Origin of the sequence: Calothrix sp. NIES-2100, from assembly GCF_963875285.1 — a bacterium.
Classification (GTDB): Bacteria; Cyanobacteriota; Cyanobacteriia; order Cyanobacteriales; family Nostocaceae; genus Aulosira.
This window is the reverse complement of the sequence record NZ_CAWNLA010000001.1, coordinates 6,953,286-6,968,603: the sequence shown is the minus strand read 5'-3', so window position 1 is coordinate 6,968,603 and position 15,318 is coordinate 6,953,286. Positions and strand designations below refer to the sequence as shown.

The 15,318-nt window shown below is 43.2% G+C and carries 15 protein-coding genes; 12 read left to right on the top strand and 3 right to left on the bottom strand.

All coding sequences use genetic code 11. The features are described from left to right. The first annotated feature begins 20 nt into the window (after positions 1-20). Positions 21-476, top strand: coding sequence for a methyl-accepting chemotaxis protein (locus AACU32_RS28365; protein ID WP_339378339.1), 456 nt, complete (start codon positions 21-23; stop codon positions 474-476). Here AACU32_RS28365 and AACU32_RS28360 read toward each other — a convergent pair. Further along, positions 431-1,594 carry a Re/Si-specific NAD(P)(+) transhydrogenase subunit alpha gene (locus tag AACU32_RS28360; protein ID WP_096604574.1) on the bottom strand — a complete coding sequence of 388 codons (1,164 nt, stop codon included), beginning with the start codon at positions 1,592-1,594 and terminating at the stop codon, positions 431-433. The two genes, AACU32_RS28365 and AACU32_RS28360, sit on opposite strands and share 46 nt — an antisense overlap. 813 nt (positions 1,595-2,407) lie before the next feature. Between AACU32_RS28360 and AACU32_RS28355 the strand changes: the two genes are divergently transcribed. The 11 genes from AACU32_RS28355 to AACU32_RS28305 all read left to right on the top strand — a co-directional run bounded on the left by AACU32_RS28355 (position 2,408) and on the right by AACU32_RS28305 (position 13,246). Further along, a complete protein-coding gene (locus AACU32_RS28355) occupies positions 2,408-2,920 on the top strand; it encodes a DUF2808 domain-containing protein (RefSeq protein WP_096604572.1) in 513 nt (170 codons plus the stop codon). A 176-nt stretch (positions 2,921-3,096) separates the two neighbouring features. Beyond that, complete coding sequence (gene rpmH / locus AACU32_RS28350; RefSeq protein ID WP_096604570.1) at positions 3,097-3,231, top strand: 50S ribosomal protein L34; 135 nt, start codon at positions 3,097-3,099, stop codon at positions 3,229-3,231. Between the two features lie 24 nt (positions 3,232-3,255). Then, the gene (gene rnpA / locus AACU32_RS28345; protein WP_096604568.1) at positions 3,256-3,678 is read left to right on the top strand and encodes a ribonuclease P protein component; all 423 of its coding nucleotides are present in this window, start codon (positions 3,256-3,258) and stop codon (positions 3,676-3,678) included. Then, positions 3,665-4,054, top strand: a complete 390-nt coding sequence (locus AACU32_RS28340) for a PH domain-containing protein (protein ID WP_096604566.1) — start codon at positions 3,665-3,667, stop codon at positions 4,052-4,054. The genes rnpA and AACU32_RS28340 overlap by 14 nt, the downstream gene beginning before the upstream one ends. Before the next feature lie 237 nt (positions 4,055-4,291). Next, positions 4,292-5,437: a membrane protein insertase YidC gene (yidC, locus tag AACU32_RS28335; protein ID WP_096604564.1), complete on the top strand. Its 1,146-nt coding sequence runs from the start codon at positions 4,292-4,294 to the stop codon at positions 5,435-5,437. Positions 5,438-5,439: 2 nt separating this feature from the next. Continuing rightward, positions 5,440-5,961, top strand: coding sequence for a R3H domain-containing nucleic acid-binding protein (locus tag AACU32_RS28330; protein WP_096604562.1), 522 nt, complete (start codon positions 5,440-5,442; stop codon positions 5,959-5,961). A gap of 128 nt (positions 5,962-6,089) precedes the next feature. Beyond that, positions 6,090-6,599 (top strand): YceD family protein, encoded by a 510-nt coding sequence (locus AACU32_RS28325; RefSeq protein ID WP_096604560.1) that lies wholly within the window; start codon positions 6,090-6,092, stop codon positions 6,597-6,599. Between the two features lie 437 nt (positions 6,600-7,036). Next, entirely contained in the window at positions 7,037-8,548 is a 1,512-nt protein-coding gene (locus AACU32_RS28320) for an AAA family ATPase (RefSeq protein ID WP_096608218.1), read from the top strand. Positions 8,549-8,731: 183 nt separating this feature from the next. Then, positions 8,732-9,274, top strand: a complete 543-nt coding sequence (locus AACU32_RS28315; protein WP_096604558.1) for an SH3 domain-containing protein — start codon at positions 8,732-8,734, stop codon at positions 9,272-9,274. Positions 9,275-9,714: 440 nt separating this feature from the next. After that, positions 9,715-11,232, top strand: a complete 1,518-nt coding sequence (locus AACU32_RS28310) for a peptidoglycan-binding domain-containing protein (RefSeq protein ID WP_339378338.1) — start codon at positions 9,715-9,717, stop codon at positions 11,230-11,232. 691 nt (positions 11,233-11,923) lie between these two features. Continuing rightward, positions 11,924-13,246: a D-alanyl-D-alanine carboxypeptidase gene (locus AACU32_RS28305; protein ID WP_096604554.1), complete on the top strand. Its 1,323-nt coding sequence runs from the start codon at positions 11,924-11,926 to the stop codon at positions 13,244-13,246. A 92-nt stretch (positions 13,247-13,338) separates the two neighbouring features. On the opposite strand, the gene lptC is transcribed toward AACU32_RS28305, so the two are convergent. Both lptC and AACU32_RS28295 read right to left on the bottom strand, forming a co-directional pair. Then, positions 13,339-14,604, bottom strand: coding sequence for an LPS export ABC transporter periplasmic protein LptC (gene lptC, locus AACU32_RS28300; RefSeq protein ID WP_096604552.1), 1,266 nt, complete (start codon positions 14,602-14,604; stop codon positions 13,339-13,341). After that, entirely contained in the window at positions 14,604-15,233 is a 630-nt protein-coding gene (locus AACU32_RS28295) for a LabA-like NYN domain-containing protein (RefSeq protein WP_096594194.1), read from the bottom strand. The genes lptC and AACU32_RS28295 overlap by 1 nt, the downstream gene beginning before the upstream one ends. Positions 15,234-15,318 lie beyond the last annotated feature (85 nt).

Here is a 15,318-nt window from a genome sequence, read left to right as displayed (position 1 = left end):
TTGGGCATGGGGGCAGGGGAATGAGGGTTCGCAACTCCGTGAATGAGGCTTTGAACTTCATTAATCAAGTTCGTAACTCCGTGAATGAGGCTTTGAACTTCATTAATCAGGTTCCCAACTCTGTGAATGAGGCTTTGAACTCGATTAATCAGGTTCCCAACTCCGTGAATGAGGCTTTGAACTCGATTAATCAGGTTCGCAACTCCGTGAATGAGGCTTTGAACTCGATTAATCAGGTTCGCAACTCCATTAACGAGTCTTTGAACTCGATTAATCAGGTTCCCAACTCCGTGAATGAGGCTTTGAACTTGATTAATCAGGTTCCCAACTCCGTGAATGAGGTTCTGAACTCTATGAATGAGCCTTTTTACTCAAATCCCTTTCCCCCATGCCCCTCTGCCCAATGCCCCATGCCCCATGCCCCATGCCCCTATCCCTTAACTTTCAAAGCTGCTAATGCTTCACTGACTCGTTGATTGCGAATTTCACCTGCATGGGTGACGCAAGCTGCATCAACGATGTCATCGCTAAAGTCTACGTGCAAAGCTTTTTCTTTATTAATCAGCAATTGCATCAATGATGTGAGGTTTTTGGCATACAATTGGCTGGCGTGGACGGGCATTGATGATGGCAAATTGATCGGCCCGATAATGGTAATGCCGTTGTACACGATGTCTCTACCAGGTGAGGTGCAGGCGCAGTTACCACCCTGTTCGGCGGCTAAATCTACGATTACTGAACCGGGTTTCATCTGTTTCACCATTTCTTCGGTAACTAGTAATGGTGCTTTTTTCCCTGGTACTTGGGCGGTTGTGATCACCACGTCAGCATTTTTAACGTGTTCGCTGACAAGTTCTTGAGTACGTTGTTTGCTAGCTTCGGAAATTTCTTTGGCGTAGCCGCCAGCTGCAACGGTTTCTTCTTCGAGTTTGACTTCGACGAATTTTGCTCCTAAGCTTTGGACTTCTTCTTTGACGGCGGGACGAATATCAAAGGCTTCTACCACTGCACCCAAGCGTCTAGCGGTGGCGATCGCTTGCAATCCGGCTACGCCTGCTCCCATAATAAATACTTTCGCTGGAGCGATCGTGCCTGCGGCTGTAGTCAGCATCGGGAAATATTTCGGTAATGCAGCGGCGGCAATTAATACAGATTTATAACCCGCTAGGGACGCTTGTGAAGATAAGGCATCCATGCTTTGCGCCCTGGTAGTTCGGGGAATCATTTCCATACTCAAAGCTGTAATTTGGCGAGCTGCCAATTGCTGCACCACCAAAGGATTACCTAAGGGATTTAGGAAGCTAATTAATACAGCTCCTACTTTGAGAAAATCAATTTCGGAACGTCCATTTTCCCTTTCTTGTGGAGAACCGACTTTCAATAAAATATCAGCTTCACCCCATAATTTAGCAGTATCAGCGATAATTTTAGCTCCTGCTGCTTCATAGGCAGAATCACTAAAAAACGATCGCTCTCCCGCACCTGTTTCTACCCAAATTTCTAACCCTTGTTTTACCAATCGGGCAACGATATCAGGAATTAATGCTACGCGCCGTTCACCAACTTCGATTTCTTTGGCAACTGCTATTCTCATGAAATCTCCTGAAGATAAATACCTAATCTTTGCCAAATATGCTATTTCTTTGCTGCCCTATTCCCCGCTTTCATGCTGCATATGCCGGGAATTTCAGCCATTGTTGAAGAAAGGATGAAGGATGAAGTAAGAATTTGTACAAGCCTCGATGCAACTTGTTTGATGTTTCTTAACCCTGGCAACACAAAACTTCAACTTTTCGCATTATGGTCGCCTTAATTTCATACTTCATCCTTTATACTTCAGCCTTTTTTTCTGTGTCTTCAGCTTATTTTCGGGATGGGAAAATTTTGTATTCTTCTATTAGATAGTGCAATATGCATCGAATTAGAAAAACTTAAGAATTTCTCAACTAAATTCTGAAGGGTTACTACTGGGATTCCCGCTCTGTTTTCTCAATTTAACCCAAGTTAAAGAGCGATCGCTCATTGTATCACTCAATTTTTATCACAAAACTCTTACAAGTTAGATACACTTATACATATTCAGAAACACAATCTCATCCCAACTGTGTTTCTATCTATGTTCAAAAAGACAGTTCGTCTTCCTTTCTAGCTTTGTAGCTAGGACGCGAGCGTGCTGACTAAGAACCTGGGAAATCAAATTGCTAGTACGTAATGGTAGTGAGGTGAAGAAAAATTATGTCAGAAATATTACTTAAAAAGCTCTTATTCAGATATCCTCAACAAGCGGCACTTCTAACTGGTATTTGTCGTCTATTTTGAGTAAATTCTGGACTACTGTTTAGTGGCAAAGACTAAACTTGTAGTGATTTAAATAACTAACATACTATCTGAGAGAGGAGCTTAAAATATGCGACGTTTACTTTCTACCTTAGCCGTGACTAGCTGTTTGCTAACGGGTTTTCAAGCTGTAAGCTGGGCACAGGGTTTACCAGGATTGACATTATTTAGCGGAGTCAAAGGCGAAAATCAGCTACCCTATCGCCTAGATTTTGGTGGACAAGCTGATGGTTGGGATAGATATATACTAAGAATTCCCGCCCAAAAAATGAAATTAGCTGTAGCGCAATTTGCGATTACATACCCTGATTATTACAAAGGGAATTTTGACCCCAAACAGGTTGAGGTGATGGTCAAAGGCAAAGCTGTTCCCCTTTCCGAGGTGAAGTGGGATAAAGAAGGTCGCGTGATTCAAATTTATCCCCAAGAACCAGTACCAGCAGGTAGTAAAGTGGAAGTAGTATTATCTAATGTCAAAAACCCAAGTTTTGGCGGAATTTACTATTTTAACTGCCAAATTCTTTCCCCTGGTGATGTGCCACTATTACGTTATCTGGGAACATGGGTGATGAGTATTAATTGAGGCAATGGTCAATGGTCATTGGTCATTGGTCATTGGTCAAGAAATTCTAGACTGTGGACTGTGGACTGTTGACTTTTGACTATGGACTCTTGACCAAAATCCCTACATTTCCCGCACAATAGTGATACAATAATAGATTGTGACTTTTTATAGAAATCACGGAAGAGGAGTACAGTATGCAAAGAACACTGGGCGGTACTAACCGTAAGAGAAAGAGAACCTCTGGTTTTCGCGCTAGAATGCGGACTCCAGACGGCAGAAATGTGATCAGAGCTAGAAGAAGCAAGGGTCGTCATCGTCTGAGTGTTTAGGGCAGATTAGGCGAAAGAGCAGCTGTGGCTTTGCCCAAGGCGCATCGGCTAAAATCCCGCAAGGATTTCCAGGCAGTTTTCCGAGAAGGAATTCGGCGACATAGTTCTTATTTCACTTTAAGGGCACTGAAACCGCCGTCTTCGGGTCAGTCTTCTATGGATACTGCCCCTGAAAATACTCAGTTAACCCAGAAAGCACTTCTGGATAGCACAAAATTTGGCATTTCCATTAGCACAAAAGTCAGCAAGCGTGCAGTAGTCCGCAACCGGATTAAGCGGCAGATAACGGTAGCTTTGTATCAGTTGTTGCCCAGATTGTCACCTGGATGGCGGTTAGTGGTAGTTGTGAAACCAACAGCAGCAGAACGAGAGTGCGTAAGCCAAGAATTTCTGCAAGAATTAGAGCAGTTGTTAGCACAAGCCGAGGTACTCAATGGGCATTCGTGAAGAAATTTATTATGAAGGTGGCCCTCACGTTGGGGATTTGATTCTCAATTTGCTAATTGGATTAACTGTCGTCGGCATCCCATTGACAGTTGGTGCAATTGTCAGAGCTTTGTGGCTACGCTTCCGAATTACCGATCGCCGAGTTACCATAACTGGGGGTTGGATGGGACGCGATCGCACTGACGTGATTTATGCAGAAATTGTCAAAATTGTCAAAGTTCCCCGTGGTGTAGGCATGTGGGGAGATATGGTGCTAACCCTGAGAAATGGCAGTCGGTTAGAAATGCGGGCTATTCCTAATTTCCGGGAAGTTTATGACTACATTAACGAAAAAGTGGCTGCCAAAAATCCTGAATATACTACTGCTGCCCAGTAATCAAGTACCATCAACTGCTGAGTCAAACACCTTCCCTTACTCAGCAGCGCCAGTCTGTTGAAGTAGTGAAACCTACTTATGCGGCTGGCTTCTCAGCAATTTTGGCCCAGTTGATTTTAGCATTCACTTTTTCATATCATGGGCGGCTATCCGTAGTTGATGATAGTCCCAGACAAATCATGATTTAGATAAATTAGATTCAGTTAGTTTACAGTACCTCAGGTTGAATTCAGAATAATGGATTTTGGTATCGGGTTTCTCTCGAACAACGTGATGCTGCCGATCATAGACTTTTTCTATGGTATTTTTCCCAGCTATGGATTGGCGATCGTTGCTTTAACATTGATAGTCCGCTTTGCGCTCTATCCCCTGAGTGCTGGTTCCATTCGGAATATGCGGCGGATGCGGATTGTGCAGCCTTTGATGCAAAAGCGGATGGCAGAAATTAAGGAGCGTTATAAAGACGATCCGCAAAAGCAGCAAGAGGAAATGGTCAATGTTCAAAAGGAATTTGGCAACCCTCTAGCTGGTTGTTTACCATTGCTGTTGCAAATGCCAGTGTTGTTGGCGTTGTTTGCCACTTTGCGGGGTTCACCCTTTGCTGGTGTCAACTACAGCGTTAATCTGCAAATATTTCCCGCCGAACAAATCGAACGAATTCAACCTCAAGCCTTTGCTACTGCTCCCCAAAACATCTACATTGCTGATGGGGAACATATTCCCGTGACTGCGATTCTCCCCGGAGGCAATAAGTTAGCAGTAGGAGAAAGCACTAAGATACAATACCAGACTGTTGAAGGCAAACCATTTCAGGTGCTTTTGGCAGAACACCCAGAAAATAAATTGATTCCTGAATGGAAAATTACCAAAGGCGAAGACAGAATCAAAATTGACGCTGAGGGCAACATAGAAGCCTTACAGCCAGGAGATGTGACACTTCAAGGCACTATTCCTGGATTAGCAGCAGATAAAGGATTCCTGTTCATTGATGCCTTAGGTAGAGTAGGCGCACAAGATCCCGACGGCACAATCCACTGGGATATTGTGGGAATGGTGATCTTTTTTGGCATCAGTCTCTACGTCAGCCAACTTCTTTCCGGGCAAAATTCTAGCGGTGGTAACCCACAGCAGGAGACAGTCAACAAAATTACCCCTGTCATCTTTTCGGGGATGTTTTTGTTCTTCCCCTTACCAGCTGGGGTTTTGATGTATATGGTAATTGGGAATATCTTCCAAACTCTGCAAACCTTTATTCTCTCACGCGAACCCTTACCGGAAGAGTTGCAAAAAATCGTAGCAACCCAAGAAAAAGAAGCAGCAGTGGCAGAACAGAAAGCATTGCCATTTGAGCCAAAAAGTTCTAAGAAAAAGGCTACAAATTGATCATGAGCAACAATCCCATGCAGCGAGGGCAGGAATGGTTAAAAACATTGCTGCTCCTTACTGGGGTATCTGCTGAGGTTGAGGGTAATTTAGAACCAGCTCAACCTCAGAGCGGCGACTCCGAAGAACCAGATAATTACTGGTTGACAATTGATGAAACCAAACTCAATCCTGAACAAATCAGCATTTTGATCGGGGCTGATGGATCAGTTCTAGATGCAATTCAGTACCTAGCTAATTCAGTACTGAACATCAACCAACCACCAGAAGACCAAGCTTCTTATACCATTGAGTTGAATGGCTACCGAGTCAAAAGAGAAGCCGAAATTCGCACATTAGCAGAGGCTGCTTCGGAAGAAGTGCGAGCTACAGGGAGAGAAGTAGAAATAAAATCCCTAAGTTCCGCAGAAAGGCGGCAAATTCATACATTTTTAAAAGAATTTGCTGATTTAGAAACCTTTAGCCGAGGAAAAGAACCACATCGTCATCTTGTAGTTCGTCCAGCGATGCTCGCACCTGAGTAGAGATGAGGGAGACAAATTACTGTTGACTGTTGACCAGGGTCGCTAAAAGCTAAAATATAGATCTTGTATCAGCAATTTTGCTGGTAATTACACTAATTTTCGTTTAGTGAGGATGTCTCACAAATCCTATGGACGCAATTTTTATTCCGCAGCTCACCAAAGCCCCGGAGCGGACAGAGGAAATTCAAGTTAAGGATTTTCTGCCTGGTTTGGAAACTTTGACCCCAGTTCGCGGTGTAATCCTGGTGCAGCATCATGGTAATTACTTAGAAGTATCTGGGCAGGCAGAAGCTATTATTACTTGTACTTGTAACCGCTGCTTACAGCAATACAATCAGCGTTTAGCAATTGATACCAAGGAAGTAATTTGGTTAGATGCCACAGCTAATCAATCACAAGACTTACCATTAGAGAGAGAAGTAGCGGTAGAAGATTTGTTAGAAAGTCTCCCACCTGATGGCTATTTTTATCCTAGTGAATGGCTGTACGAGCAAATGTGTTTAGCAATGCCGCAACGCCAGCTTTGCGATCGCAATTGTCCAGGTATTCTCAATCGTAGTGCTGATAGTAGTTCCGAAAACTCTGTTGACAAGCGTTGGGCTTCCTTGGAAGCACTGAAAAAGCAACTTCCGGGATAGTTAAGTTCCCAACTATTGACTTTTGAATTGTTGACAGGATATTATATAAATAATGGAAAAGGTGTGCGCATATATGCCCACTTACCCGAAAATACTCCTGCTTCTAAACATCGAAAGACTCAGATCCCCGACTTCTTGAAGAAGTCGGGGATATTGTTGTTCACGAATGATTTAGGATTGCAATACAACTCAAACAGAAGCAAGCATTGAGGGGATGAGGGAGCAGGGGGGCAGAGGGGACAAGGGGGACAAGGGAAGGGAGACAAGGAAGACAAATGACTATTGCCCAATGCCCAATGCCCACTTGCCCTGAGCGTTCGCGAAGCGTCTCGAAGAGAAGCCGTTCGCGAAGCGTCTCGCAGAGAAGGGATGCCCAATGCCCAATGCCCAATGCCCAATGCCCAATGCCCCATGCCCAAACTGATAGGAGTAAGTTCATGACCTTCCGAGATGAGTTTAAACTGCTGCTACGTGCCCGTTATCCTTTGATTTATATTCCTACATATGAAGAGGAACGGGTAGAAGCAGCGATTCGGGAAGAAGCAACAAATCAAGGTAATCGTCCCGTATATACGTGGGATTTTGTTGATGGTTACCAAGGAAATCCCAATGATGCGGGTTTTGGACGACGCAACCCGCTGCAAGCTTTAGAATTTATTGAAAAATTATCCGCAGCAGCGCCAGGGGTGGTGATATTGCGAGATTATCATCGGTTTTTGGAAGATGTAGCGATCGCCCGCAAACTCCGCAACCTCGCCAAATTGCTGAAGTCGCAACCAAAAAATATAGTGATTTTGTCGCCGCGAATTGCGATTCCTGACGACTTAACCGAAGTGCTGACAGTTGTGGAATTTCCTTTACCAGCCGCCGCCGAAATTAAAATCGAGGTGGAACGGCTGCTGCAAGTTACTGGTCATTCTCTTAGTAGTAAAGTCATAGATGATTTGGTACGCTCCTGTCAAGGGCTATCAATGGAAAGGATTCGCCGGGTTTTAGCAAAAGCGATCGCCACCCACGGGGAATTGCAACCGGAAGATGTAGATTTGGTATTGGAAGAAAAACGCCAAACTATCCGCCAAACCCAAATTTTGGACTTTTACCCCGCCACTGAGCAAATTTCCGATATTGGCGGACTAGATAACCTTAAAGATTGGCTGTTGCGTCGGGGTGGTTCATTTACCGAACGCGCTAGGCAGTACGGATTACCGCACCCGCGTGGTTTAATGTTGGTGGGTATTCAGGGTACAGGGAAATCTTTAACCGCAAAAGCGATCGCCCATCATTGGCATTTACCCTTATTACGCTTAGATGTTGGGCGGTTATTTGGTGGTTTGGTAGGGGAATCAGAATCACGCACACGCCAAATGATCCAAGTAGCCGAGGCTTTAGCACCCTGTATTTTGTGGATTGATGAAATAGATAAAGCCTTTTCTGGACTAGGTAGTAAAGGCGATGCTGGTACAACTAGCCGGGTATTTGGAACATTTATTAACTGGTTAGCCGAAAAAACCTCACCTGTCTTTGTTGTCGCTACCGCTAACGATATCCAAGCTTTACCACCAGAAATGCTGCGTAAAGGGCGATTTGATGAAATTTTCTTTGTAGGTTTACCGACGCAAGAAGAAAGAAAAGCAATTTTTAACGTTCATTTATCCCGACTGCGTCCCCATAACTTGAAAAGTTATGACATTGACAGGCTAGCATATGAGACACCAGATTTTTCTGGGGCTGAGATTGAACAAACTTTAATAGAAGCGATGCATATCGGATTTAGTCAAAATCGTGACTTTACTAACGATGACATTTTAGAAGCTGCTAGTCAGATCATCCCCTTGGCGCGCACTGCTGTCGAGCAGATTCAGCAACTACAAGAATGGGCTGCGGCTGGACGAGCAAGGTTAGCATCGAAACAGGCTCCTTTAAGTGATAGCTTCGGTAAGCTACGTTAGCCGATAGCGGTTTTCCAAAGTATGTAGGCGCGGGGTTTCCCCGGCCTTGCTTGTATTGCATCCCAGTGAGAACCTCTATATTGAAATGCAGCTGCAATAATAAATAGGCAATAGGCAATGACCATTGACAAATGACCAATGACCATTGACAAATAACAAATGACCAGTGACCATTTATAAATTATGTTTTCTAACGTACTAAAATTTATACTAGGGTTTTTATTGGCGATCGCTATTTTAATCGGTAGTGGTGTTGCCACAGCGCTTTATTTCATGAATCGAACTGCTATACCCCCGACAAAACCAATTTTTTCCAACGATCACCCATCACAGAGAACCCAATCGCCAAAACCAACGGAAAAAGTCGCCAAAACCACTGAATCTTCCCCCGAAGCATCTCCTAGTCCTACCCCCTCCCCTACTCCCACAGAAACGCCCAAAGCTGAGGAATCACCAAAACCATTACCAGCGGGAGCTTATCGTGGAAAAGTTACTTGGCCTCAAGGTTTGAGTTTGCGAACCGAACCAAAACAAGATGCTCAACGTGTTGGTGGGATTGGTTTTAATCAAAAAGTGGTGATTTTAGAAGAAAGCGATGATAAAGTCTGGCAGAAAATTCGCCAAGAAGAGACCAATCAAGAAGGTTGGGTAAAAGCAGGTAATACGCAACGAGCTGACGACAACGAGGAAGTACAACAGCCAGAAGCACCCAAACAAGACCAATAGATAGGGTGAGAAATTTTCACTAAACAAATATTTCATGCACCTGGAAAAGGCTTTCTTACCAGGTTATTTTTTTTATGTATTAATTGCTTCAAGTTTTATTTATACTATAGTATACTGGTAGCCAAAACTCCTCACCAACTGAGCTAAAAAGTAACTTGACAAATAGAGGTAAAAGTTTAAAGCCTCGCCCCTTTTGGGCGTAATCATCCTTGTATGACAAGGCAGGTTGAACGTGAGGTGAATTATGGGTAACCTAGTTTTCTCTGTTACAAGTTCCCTGTCATTGTTGTGATGTTCATCTACTGAGATACTTAGATGACGCGATCGCACAACAAAAGTTATCAAAATTTTTACTTAGTCAATAATCAGTTATCCTTTGTCTTCTCTGCTCCCGCATCCCCCTTGACTAGCCCCTAGCCCCTAATCAAAGCGCCCTCTATATGATGGAAATTATCAGCGATCTACCTATTGTCTCATTCTCCGAAGTATCCCAAAGCCCTAAGATTGTTCCCTTTAATTTCCGATTCTGGAATTGGACAAAGCTATCCAGCACAGTTGTGATGCGTTTTTTATCTGTAGCAATCACCTTGAGTATTGTCAGTATAGCTGAGCAAAGTTTAGCACTGCAAAAATTAGGCAGTAATGGCCCGGAAGTAGCAAACATCCAGAGTTGTTTGAAAAAGTTAGGATACTTTAATGGCCCTGTCAATGGTAACTTTGGTTCAATAACCCAGCAAGCCGTCATCGCTTTCCAGCAAGCTAAGAAATTACCGGCGGATGGAGTGGTTGGCGTTGGTACACAGCGATCGCTACAACAAGTCTGCCAAAGTAGAACCACTAACCGTAATGTCAATAGTAATCTGCGACTAGGTAGCAGAGGCCCAGAAGTTGTCAAACTACAACAACGTTTACAGCGCTTAGGCTATTTTCAAGGCCCCATTACAGGCTATTTTGGCCCGCAAACTCAGCAGGCCTTAATTCGCTCTCAGCAACCTTCTAGAGGTCGTACTAATGCTGTTGTTACCCCACTGAATAGACCCAGCCAAGGAGGTGATTATCCGCTTTTGTCTCAAGGTAGTCAAGGCCCAGCAGTAACAAGGTTACAACAGCGGTTACAACAGTTAGGTTATTTGAATACTAATCCTACTGGGAATTTTGGCCCCCTCACTAGAGATGCTTTAATTGCATTCCAGCAAAATTCTGGCATATCTGCCAATGGCATTACCGATCAACAAACTTGGAACAGACTGCTCAATCCCTCCCCTGGTGTATTACCAGACAGAACTAGTCTTTCTCCTGAACAAGTCAGAGAACTGCAAGAACGTTTACGAGAGTTGGGATACTTAACAGCTACACCGACTGGTAATTTTGGCCCTATGACTAGGGATGCTCTGATCCGATTCCAGCGAGATTATCAACTAGCTGCTGATGGGATAGCCAATATCCAAGCGTTGGAAGCAGTACGTTCAGTTGGGCGAACTGCATATGCTCAACCATCTACTCAACCAAGCAGAAATTATCTCACCATTGGTGACAGTGGGGAGAATGTCAAAGCAATTCAAGAGCGGTTGTTACAATTAGGCTTTTTTAATGGCAACCCTGATGGTTATTACGGTGAAAATACTAGGGCATATGTGTATGCTTTTCAGCAATATTCTCGGCTGACTCCCACGGGAAATGTAGATGCACAAACTTGGAATGCCTTAGGTTTGAATAATTCTACGGGCGAGAATACTGCTAATGCTAATACTAATCAAAAAAGCTATGTAGTAGTAGTACCGCTTCATAATGCCGATACTCTCAACAAAGTACGTCAGTATATAGCTAATCCTGTTGTCGAAAAATCAGGTTTAGGGGATTATGTCAATGCTGGGAGATTTGGCAATCGGGCAGAAGCAGAAAATCTCTCGAAAATGCTACGCTCATATGGTTTAGATGCAAGGGTGGAGTATTTTTAGGGGCATGGGGCATGGGGCATAGGAAGTTGTGGGGTTGTAGTGCGAGCGAGACGCTCGCAGATGTTCATTCATCGAGCAAGATGCTCGCACTACTACGGAATATGGGTAATTTATTTTGGCGTTGCATAATTGCCGGATGATTTTGGAATTTTCATCAAAAATAATTACCGCGTCACCGCATCTCCCAGTCTTTGCGTCAGCCTCAATCATCCCCTTATTCAGCAATGCCTTTATTTTTTGTAAGTCTCTACTAAAAATGCCCTATGAGATATTTTTTAGGCAGAACTATTGCTGAATTGGTGTTATAGTGTTATACCAATTCACACAACTGTTGATACAGATAGATTTCTCTGGGGAAATTTTCTTTACCAAGGTGTGTAAGTACATCAAAAAATTAATTATACCTGCTTCAGGGTGTGCCCTGAAATCCACCTGGAACTTTAATTTTGCTTAACCAAATACCATTGTTGGGGTGAAATGATATTTACCCTTTTTAGAGCTTGTAGTTTTGACAATTTACTGGTGTAGTTGCTGATTAAAAAATCACACATTATCTATGTTATCTGCCCTACTTTTACATAGTAAAAACACCAGTTATTGTGACTCCATGCTGATCAGCATAAAAAAGTTTGTATATTAGCACTGTAAACTAGTTCGCACATCGTAAATAATCCTAATAGAGGAATCAAGAATGCTGGAGTTATTGAGTTCAGGTTTAGTTTCGATCTGGCTGGAAATGGCTGGCTTACAGATCAAGCCCTTAGATGCTTTAGATGCATTGGCTTGGCAAAGTAGCCCTGGCTTAGTTCTGGCTCCTGATCCAAATCCAGCTAGTGCTAATACAGTCCAAGAATATCTCAAGGGGCTGATTACATCGAAACTAATTGCCCAAAATCTCACAGAAAGCCAGGGAATTTGGATGCAGTCGGGGCCGATGCTGATGGCTAATCACCAAGGAACAACACCTCTACCGGCTGCTTCTTTAACTAAAATTGCTACCTCACTAGTTGCTTTCAAAACTTGGGGACCAGATCACCAATTTGAAACTTTAATCAGCGCTACAGGGCCAGTAGTGAATGGGGTATTGCAGGGTGATTTGGTGATTACTGGTGGTGGCGATCCAATGATGGTTTGGGAAGAAGCGATCGCTCTTGGTAATACTCTCAACCGCATGGGTATCAAGCAGGTGAAGGGAAATTTGGTGATTACTGGCTCTTTTGCCATGAATTTCCAGCGTCATCCGCTATTAGCAGGTCAATTATTTAAGCAAGCTCTCAATTCTGCTACTTGGACTCGTCCTGCGGTTTACATTCACTCGATTATGCCCAAGGGAACACCAAAGCCGCAAGTGGCGATCGCGGGGACTGTGAAAGTTGAAGCGCAGCCAAATCTTCAACACGCTGTGCTGATTCGTCATCTCTCTTTACCTTTGAGACAAATTATCAAAGAGATGAACGTTTTCAGCAACAACGACATCGCAGAAATGCTAGCAGAGTCAGTAGGAGGACATACTGTAGTCCAATCTACTGCTGCAAGGTTGGCTAGAGTTCCAGATGCAGAAATTCAGTTAATCAATGGTTCGGGATTAGGCCCAGAAAATCGCATTTCTCCGCGAGCTGTTTGTGCGATGTTAATGGCAATGCAACAAGAAGCAGTGGCTCGTAATCTCACTTTAGCCGATCTATTTCCCATGTCTGGGTTCGATCATCGAGGAACACTGCACTCCAGACACATGCCCGCTGGTACAGTGATGAAAACAGGGACTTTGCGAGATGTTAGCGCTTTAGCTGGTGTCATGCCAACACGCGATCGCGGTTTGGTCTGGTTTGCGATCATCAACCGGGGTGATAATGTATCAGGTTTCCGTACTGGACAAGACCAATTATTACAGCGTCTAGTACAAAAGTTCCAACTATCTCCCCAAATCCCTGCATCTCTCACCCCTCACTCAACCATCAACACATTACCCGAACTCGGTGCAACAAGTCGCAATCAAGTTATTTTTAAAAGTTAGTCATTAGTCAGTTGTCATTTGTCATTTGTAGAAATACATTTAACCAATGCCCAATGCCCAATGCCCAATGCCCAATACCCAATGCCCATTGACTATTGCCTCCTACCTTTCTCCTGAGGAATAATCTCTGTAACTACTCTACTACCACTACTATTACCGCCTTTGACAACTATATTTTCTGTTTGCAGGTTGCCAACGGCTGTTTCCCCAGTAAAATTTAATGGTGGCTCAATTTGCCGATACACTACATTACCCTGCGCTTCCACTAATTTATTGTCTAGATACCAAGTTAATGTCCGCGATTTGAGAGACTGGCGACGCTGCCCAATTGCGTTGACATTGCCTGTTAAATAAACTGTTTTTTGCGGTATCTTCATTTCGCCTTGATTGGCGGTTACTGTCACATTTTCCGCTTTATGAAACACCCGCAACGGCGAATTTGTGGTGACAATTTCGGCATTCATGTTCCAGGTCATAGAATTACTAGTTATCTGCATTGGTGGGTCTAGTAATTCTAGCTGGGCATTTTTTGTGACTGTGGCAATCTTTGTTTTTAAGTTAATTTCTGTAGCATTTCCGCGACCACGGTCGGTAATTTGATTATTTTTGTAGCGGTCAATTTGTACAGGGCGATCGCCAATTAATTTCTCTTCTTTAATTTGCCAAATTAAATGCTCTGTTCGCATTTGTAATTGCGGATCGATTGAGTTTGCTATTACCCCTCCGGAAAATTCCATCCGCTGTTCGCGAGTTTTAACTTTGGCTTCCTGGGCTACTGCTTGTAGTTTTTGGTGAGTACCGTTTAGTTGGTTACGGACAATCAATAAATCTTCTTGAGGTCGCCATTCTAATTCATTACCTCGCAATACAATACCATTACTCGGATCTGTAGCCACTATCTTCCCTTTAAGAAATAGCTGCTTTCCATCCTGTTCAATGTCTGCTCGTTCTGCTTTGATTTGGTAAACTACTTTACCATCTTGATATAGTTCCCCATAGGGGCTTTCCGCTTCACCTATTTGTTTTTCTTTGGTATATTTAGCTGCTTTAGCATTAACTTTCCAAATCGGTCGCCCGACTTCATCAAACTGTTCAAAAGCGACACCAAAAAAAGTCAAATTACTATCTGGGTTTTGTCCAGAGGAACCAGAACTATTTGCTTTATTATTAGGAGATTTACCGCTACAAGCAACTAACCCGACTACTAAGAAAAATGTGAGAGTTAGGCAAAACCAATTTACCTTAATTGGTGAAGTCTTAAGAAATTTCCCTAAAAAGAATTGGGGGGAATGTGTTTTACTTCCCCCCTGATTTCTAGAACTTCTTCTATCTTGATGCTTATCTGCGTCCTGCTTCATTAATCTTGAATTTCTAGATGTCCATCAGTATCTCGTGGGTCGTCTAAAAAGCCCATACCGGATAAAGGACGGTATGGATAGCTTTGGCGAGGGGTTTTTTGGATATCTTCTTTGATGGCTTCTAGGTCAATATAGCGATCGCTCACATTGATTAAGCTATCACTAGTCATTGAACGTAAACTTACAACCTCTACTCGCACACCCCGATAGCTAACTGAGTTGACTGCATAAGCTAGATCCCCATCACCACTGACTAAGACTGCTGTATCATATGAATCAACTAAAGCCATCATATCTACTGCTATTTCTACATCCAAATTGGCTTTTTTCGAGCCATCTGGTAGCTGGACTAAATCTTTGGCAATGACTCTGTAGCCATTGCGACGCATCCACAGCAGAAATCCTTGTTGTTTCTCGTTGGTGCGGTCTACACCAGTGTAGAAAAAAGCACGTAACAGTCTAGAGCCACCAGTTAATCGACACAGTAACTTAGTGTAATCAATTTCGATTCCTAGTTGCAGTGCCGCATAAAATAGATTTGAGCCATCAATAAATATAGCTACACGACCTCTATTTTCTAAAACTTGTTCCGGCGTGAATATCGAGTCATTTTCTAAATTATTCAACATTGATGTCATGCCTCAGTTTTATTTTTGTAATTTTTGATACAGTTTTTTACTTTTCTCATGCAAGTGAAAGCGATTTATGATAATC

Bases quoted from the DNA above. Each gene is read 5' to 3' on its own strand.
- AACU32_RS28305 (WP_096604554.1), top strand. From the start codon at position 11,924: ATGCTGGAGTTATTGAGTTCAGGTTTAGTTTCGATCTGGCTGGAAATG.
- AACU32_RS28365 (WP_339378339.1), top strand. From the start codon at position 21: ATGAGGGTTCGCAACTCCGTGAATGAGGCTTTGAACTTCATTAATCAA.
- AACU32_RS28315 (WP_096604558.1), top strand. From the start codon at position 8,732: ATGTTTTCTAACGTACTAAAATTTATACTAGGGTTTTTATTGGCGATC.
- AACU32_RS28310 (WP_339378338.1), top strand. From the start codon at position 9,715: ATGATGGAAATTATCAGCGATCTACCTATTGTCTCATTCTCCGAAGTA.
- AACU32_RS28355 (WP_096604572.1), top strand. From the start codon at position 2,408: ATGCGACGTTTACTTTCTACCTTAGCCGTGACTAGCTGTTTGCTAACG.
- lptC (WP_096604552.1), bottom strand. From the start codon at position 14,604: ATGAAGCAGGACGCAGATAAGCATCAAGATAGAAGAAGTTCTAGAAAT.
- AACU32_RS28330 (WP_096604562.1), top strand. From the start codon at position 5,440: ATGAGCAACAATCCCATGCAGCGAGGGCAGGAATGGTTAAAAACATTG.
- AACU32_RS28320 (WP_096608218.1), top strand. From the start codon at position 7,037: ATGACCTTCCGAGATGAGTTTAAACTGCTGCTACGTGCCCGTTATCCT.
- AACU32_RS28295 (WP_096594194.1), bottom strand. From the start codon at position 15,233: ATGTTGAATAATTTAGAAAATGACTCGATATTCACGCCGGAACAAGTT.
- AACU32_RS28360 (WP_096604574.1), bottom strand. From the start codon at position 1,594: ATGAGAATAGCAGTTGCCAAAGAAATCGAAGTTGGTGAACGGCGCGTA.
- AACU32_RS28340 (WP_096604566.1), top strand. From the start codon at position 3,665: ATGGGCATTCGTGAAGAAATTTATTATGAAGGTGGCCCTCACGTTGGG.
- AACU32_RS28325 (WP_096604560.1), top strand. From the start codon at position 6,090: ATGGACGCAATTTTTATTCCGCAGCTCACCAAAGCCCCGGAGCGGACA.
- rpmH (WP_096604570.1), top strand. From the start codon at position 3,097: ATGCAAAGAACACTGGGCGGTACTAACCGTAAGAGAAAGAGAACCTCT.
- yidC (WP_096604564.1), top strand. From the start codon at position 4,292: ATGGATTTTGGTATCGGGTTTCTCTCGAACAACGTGATGCTGCCGATC.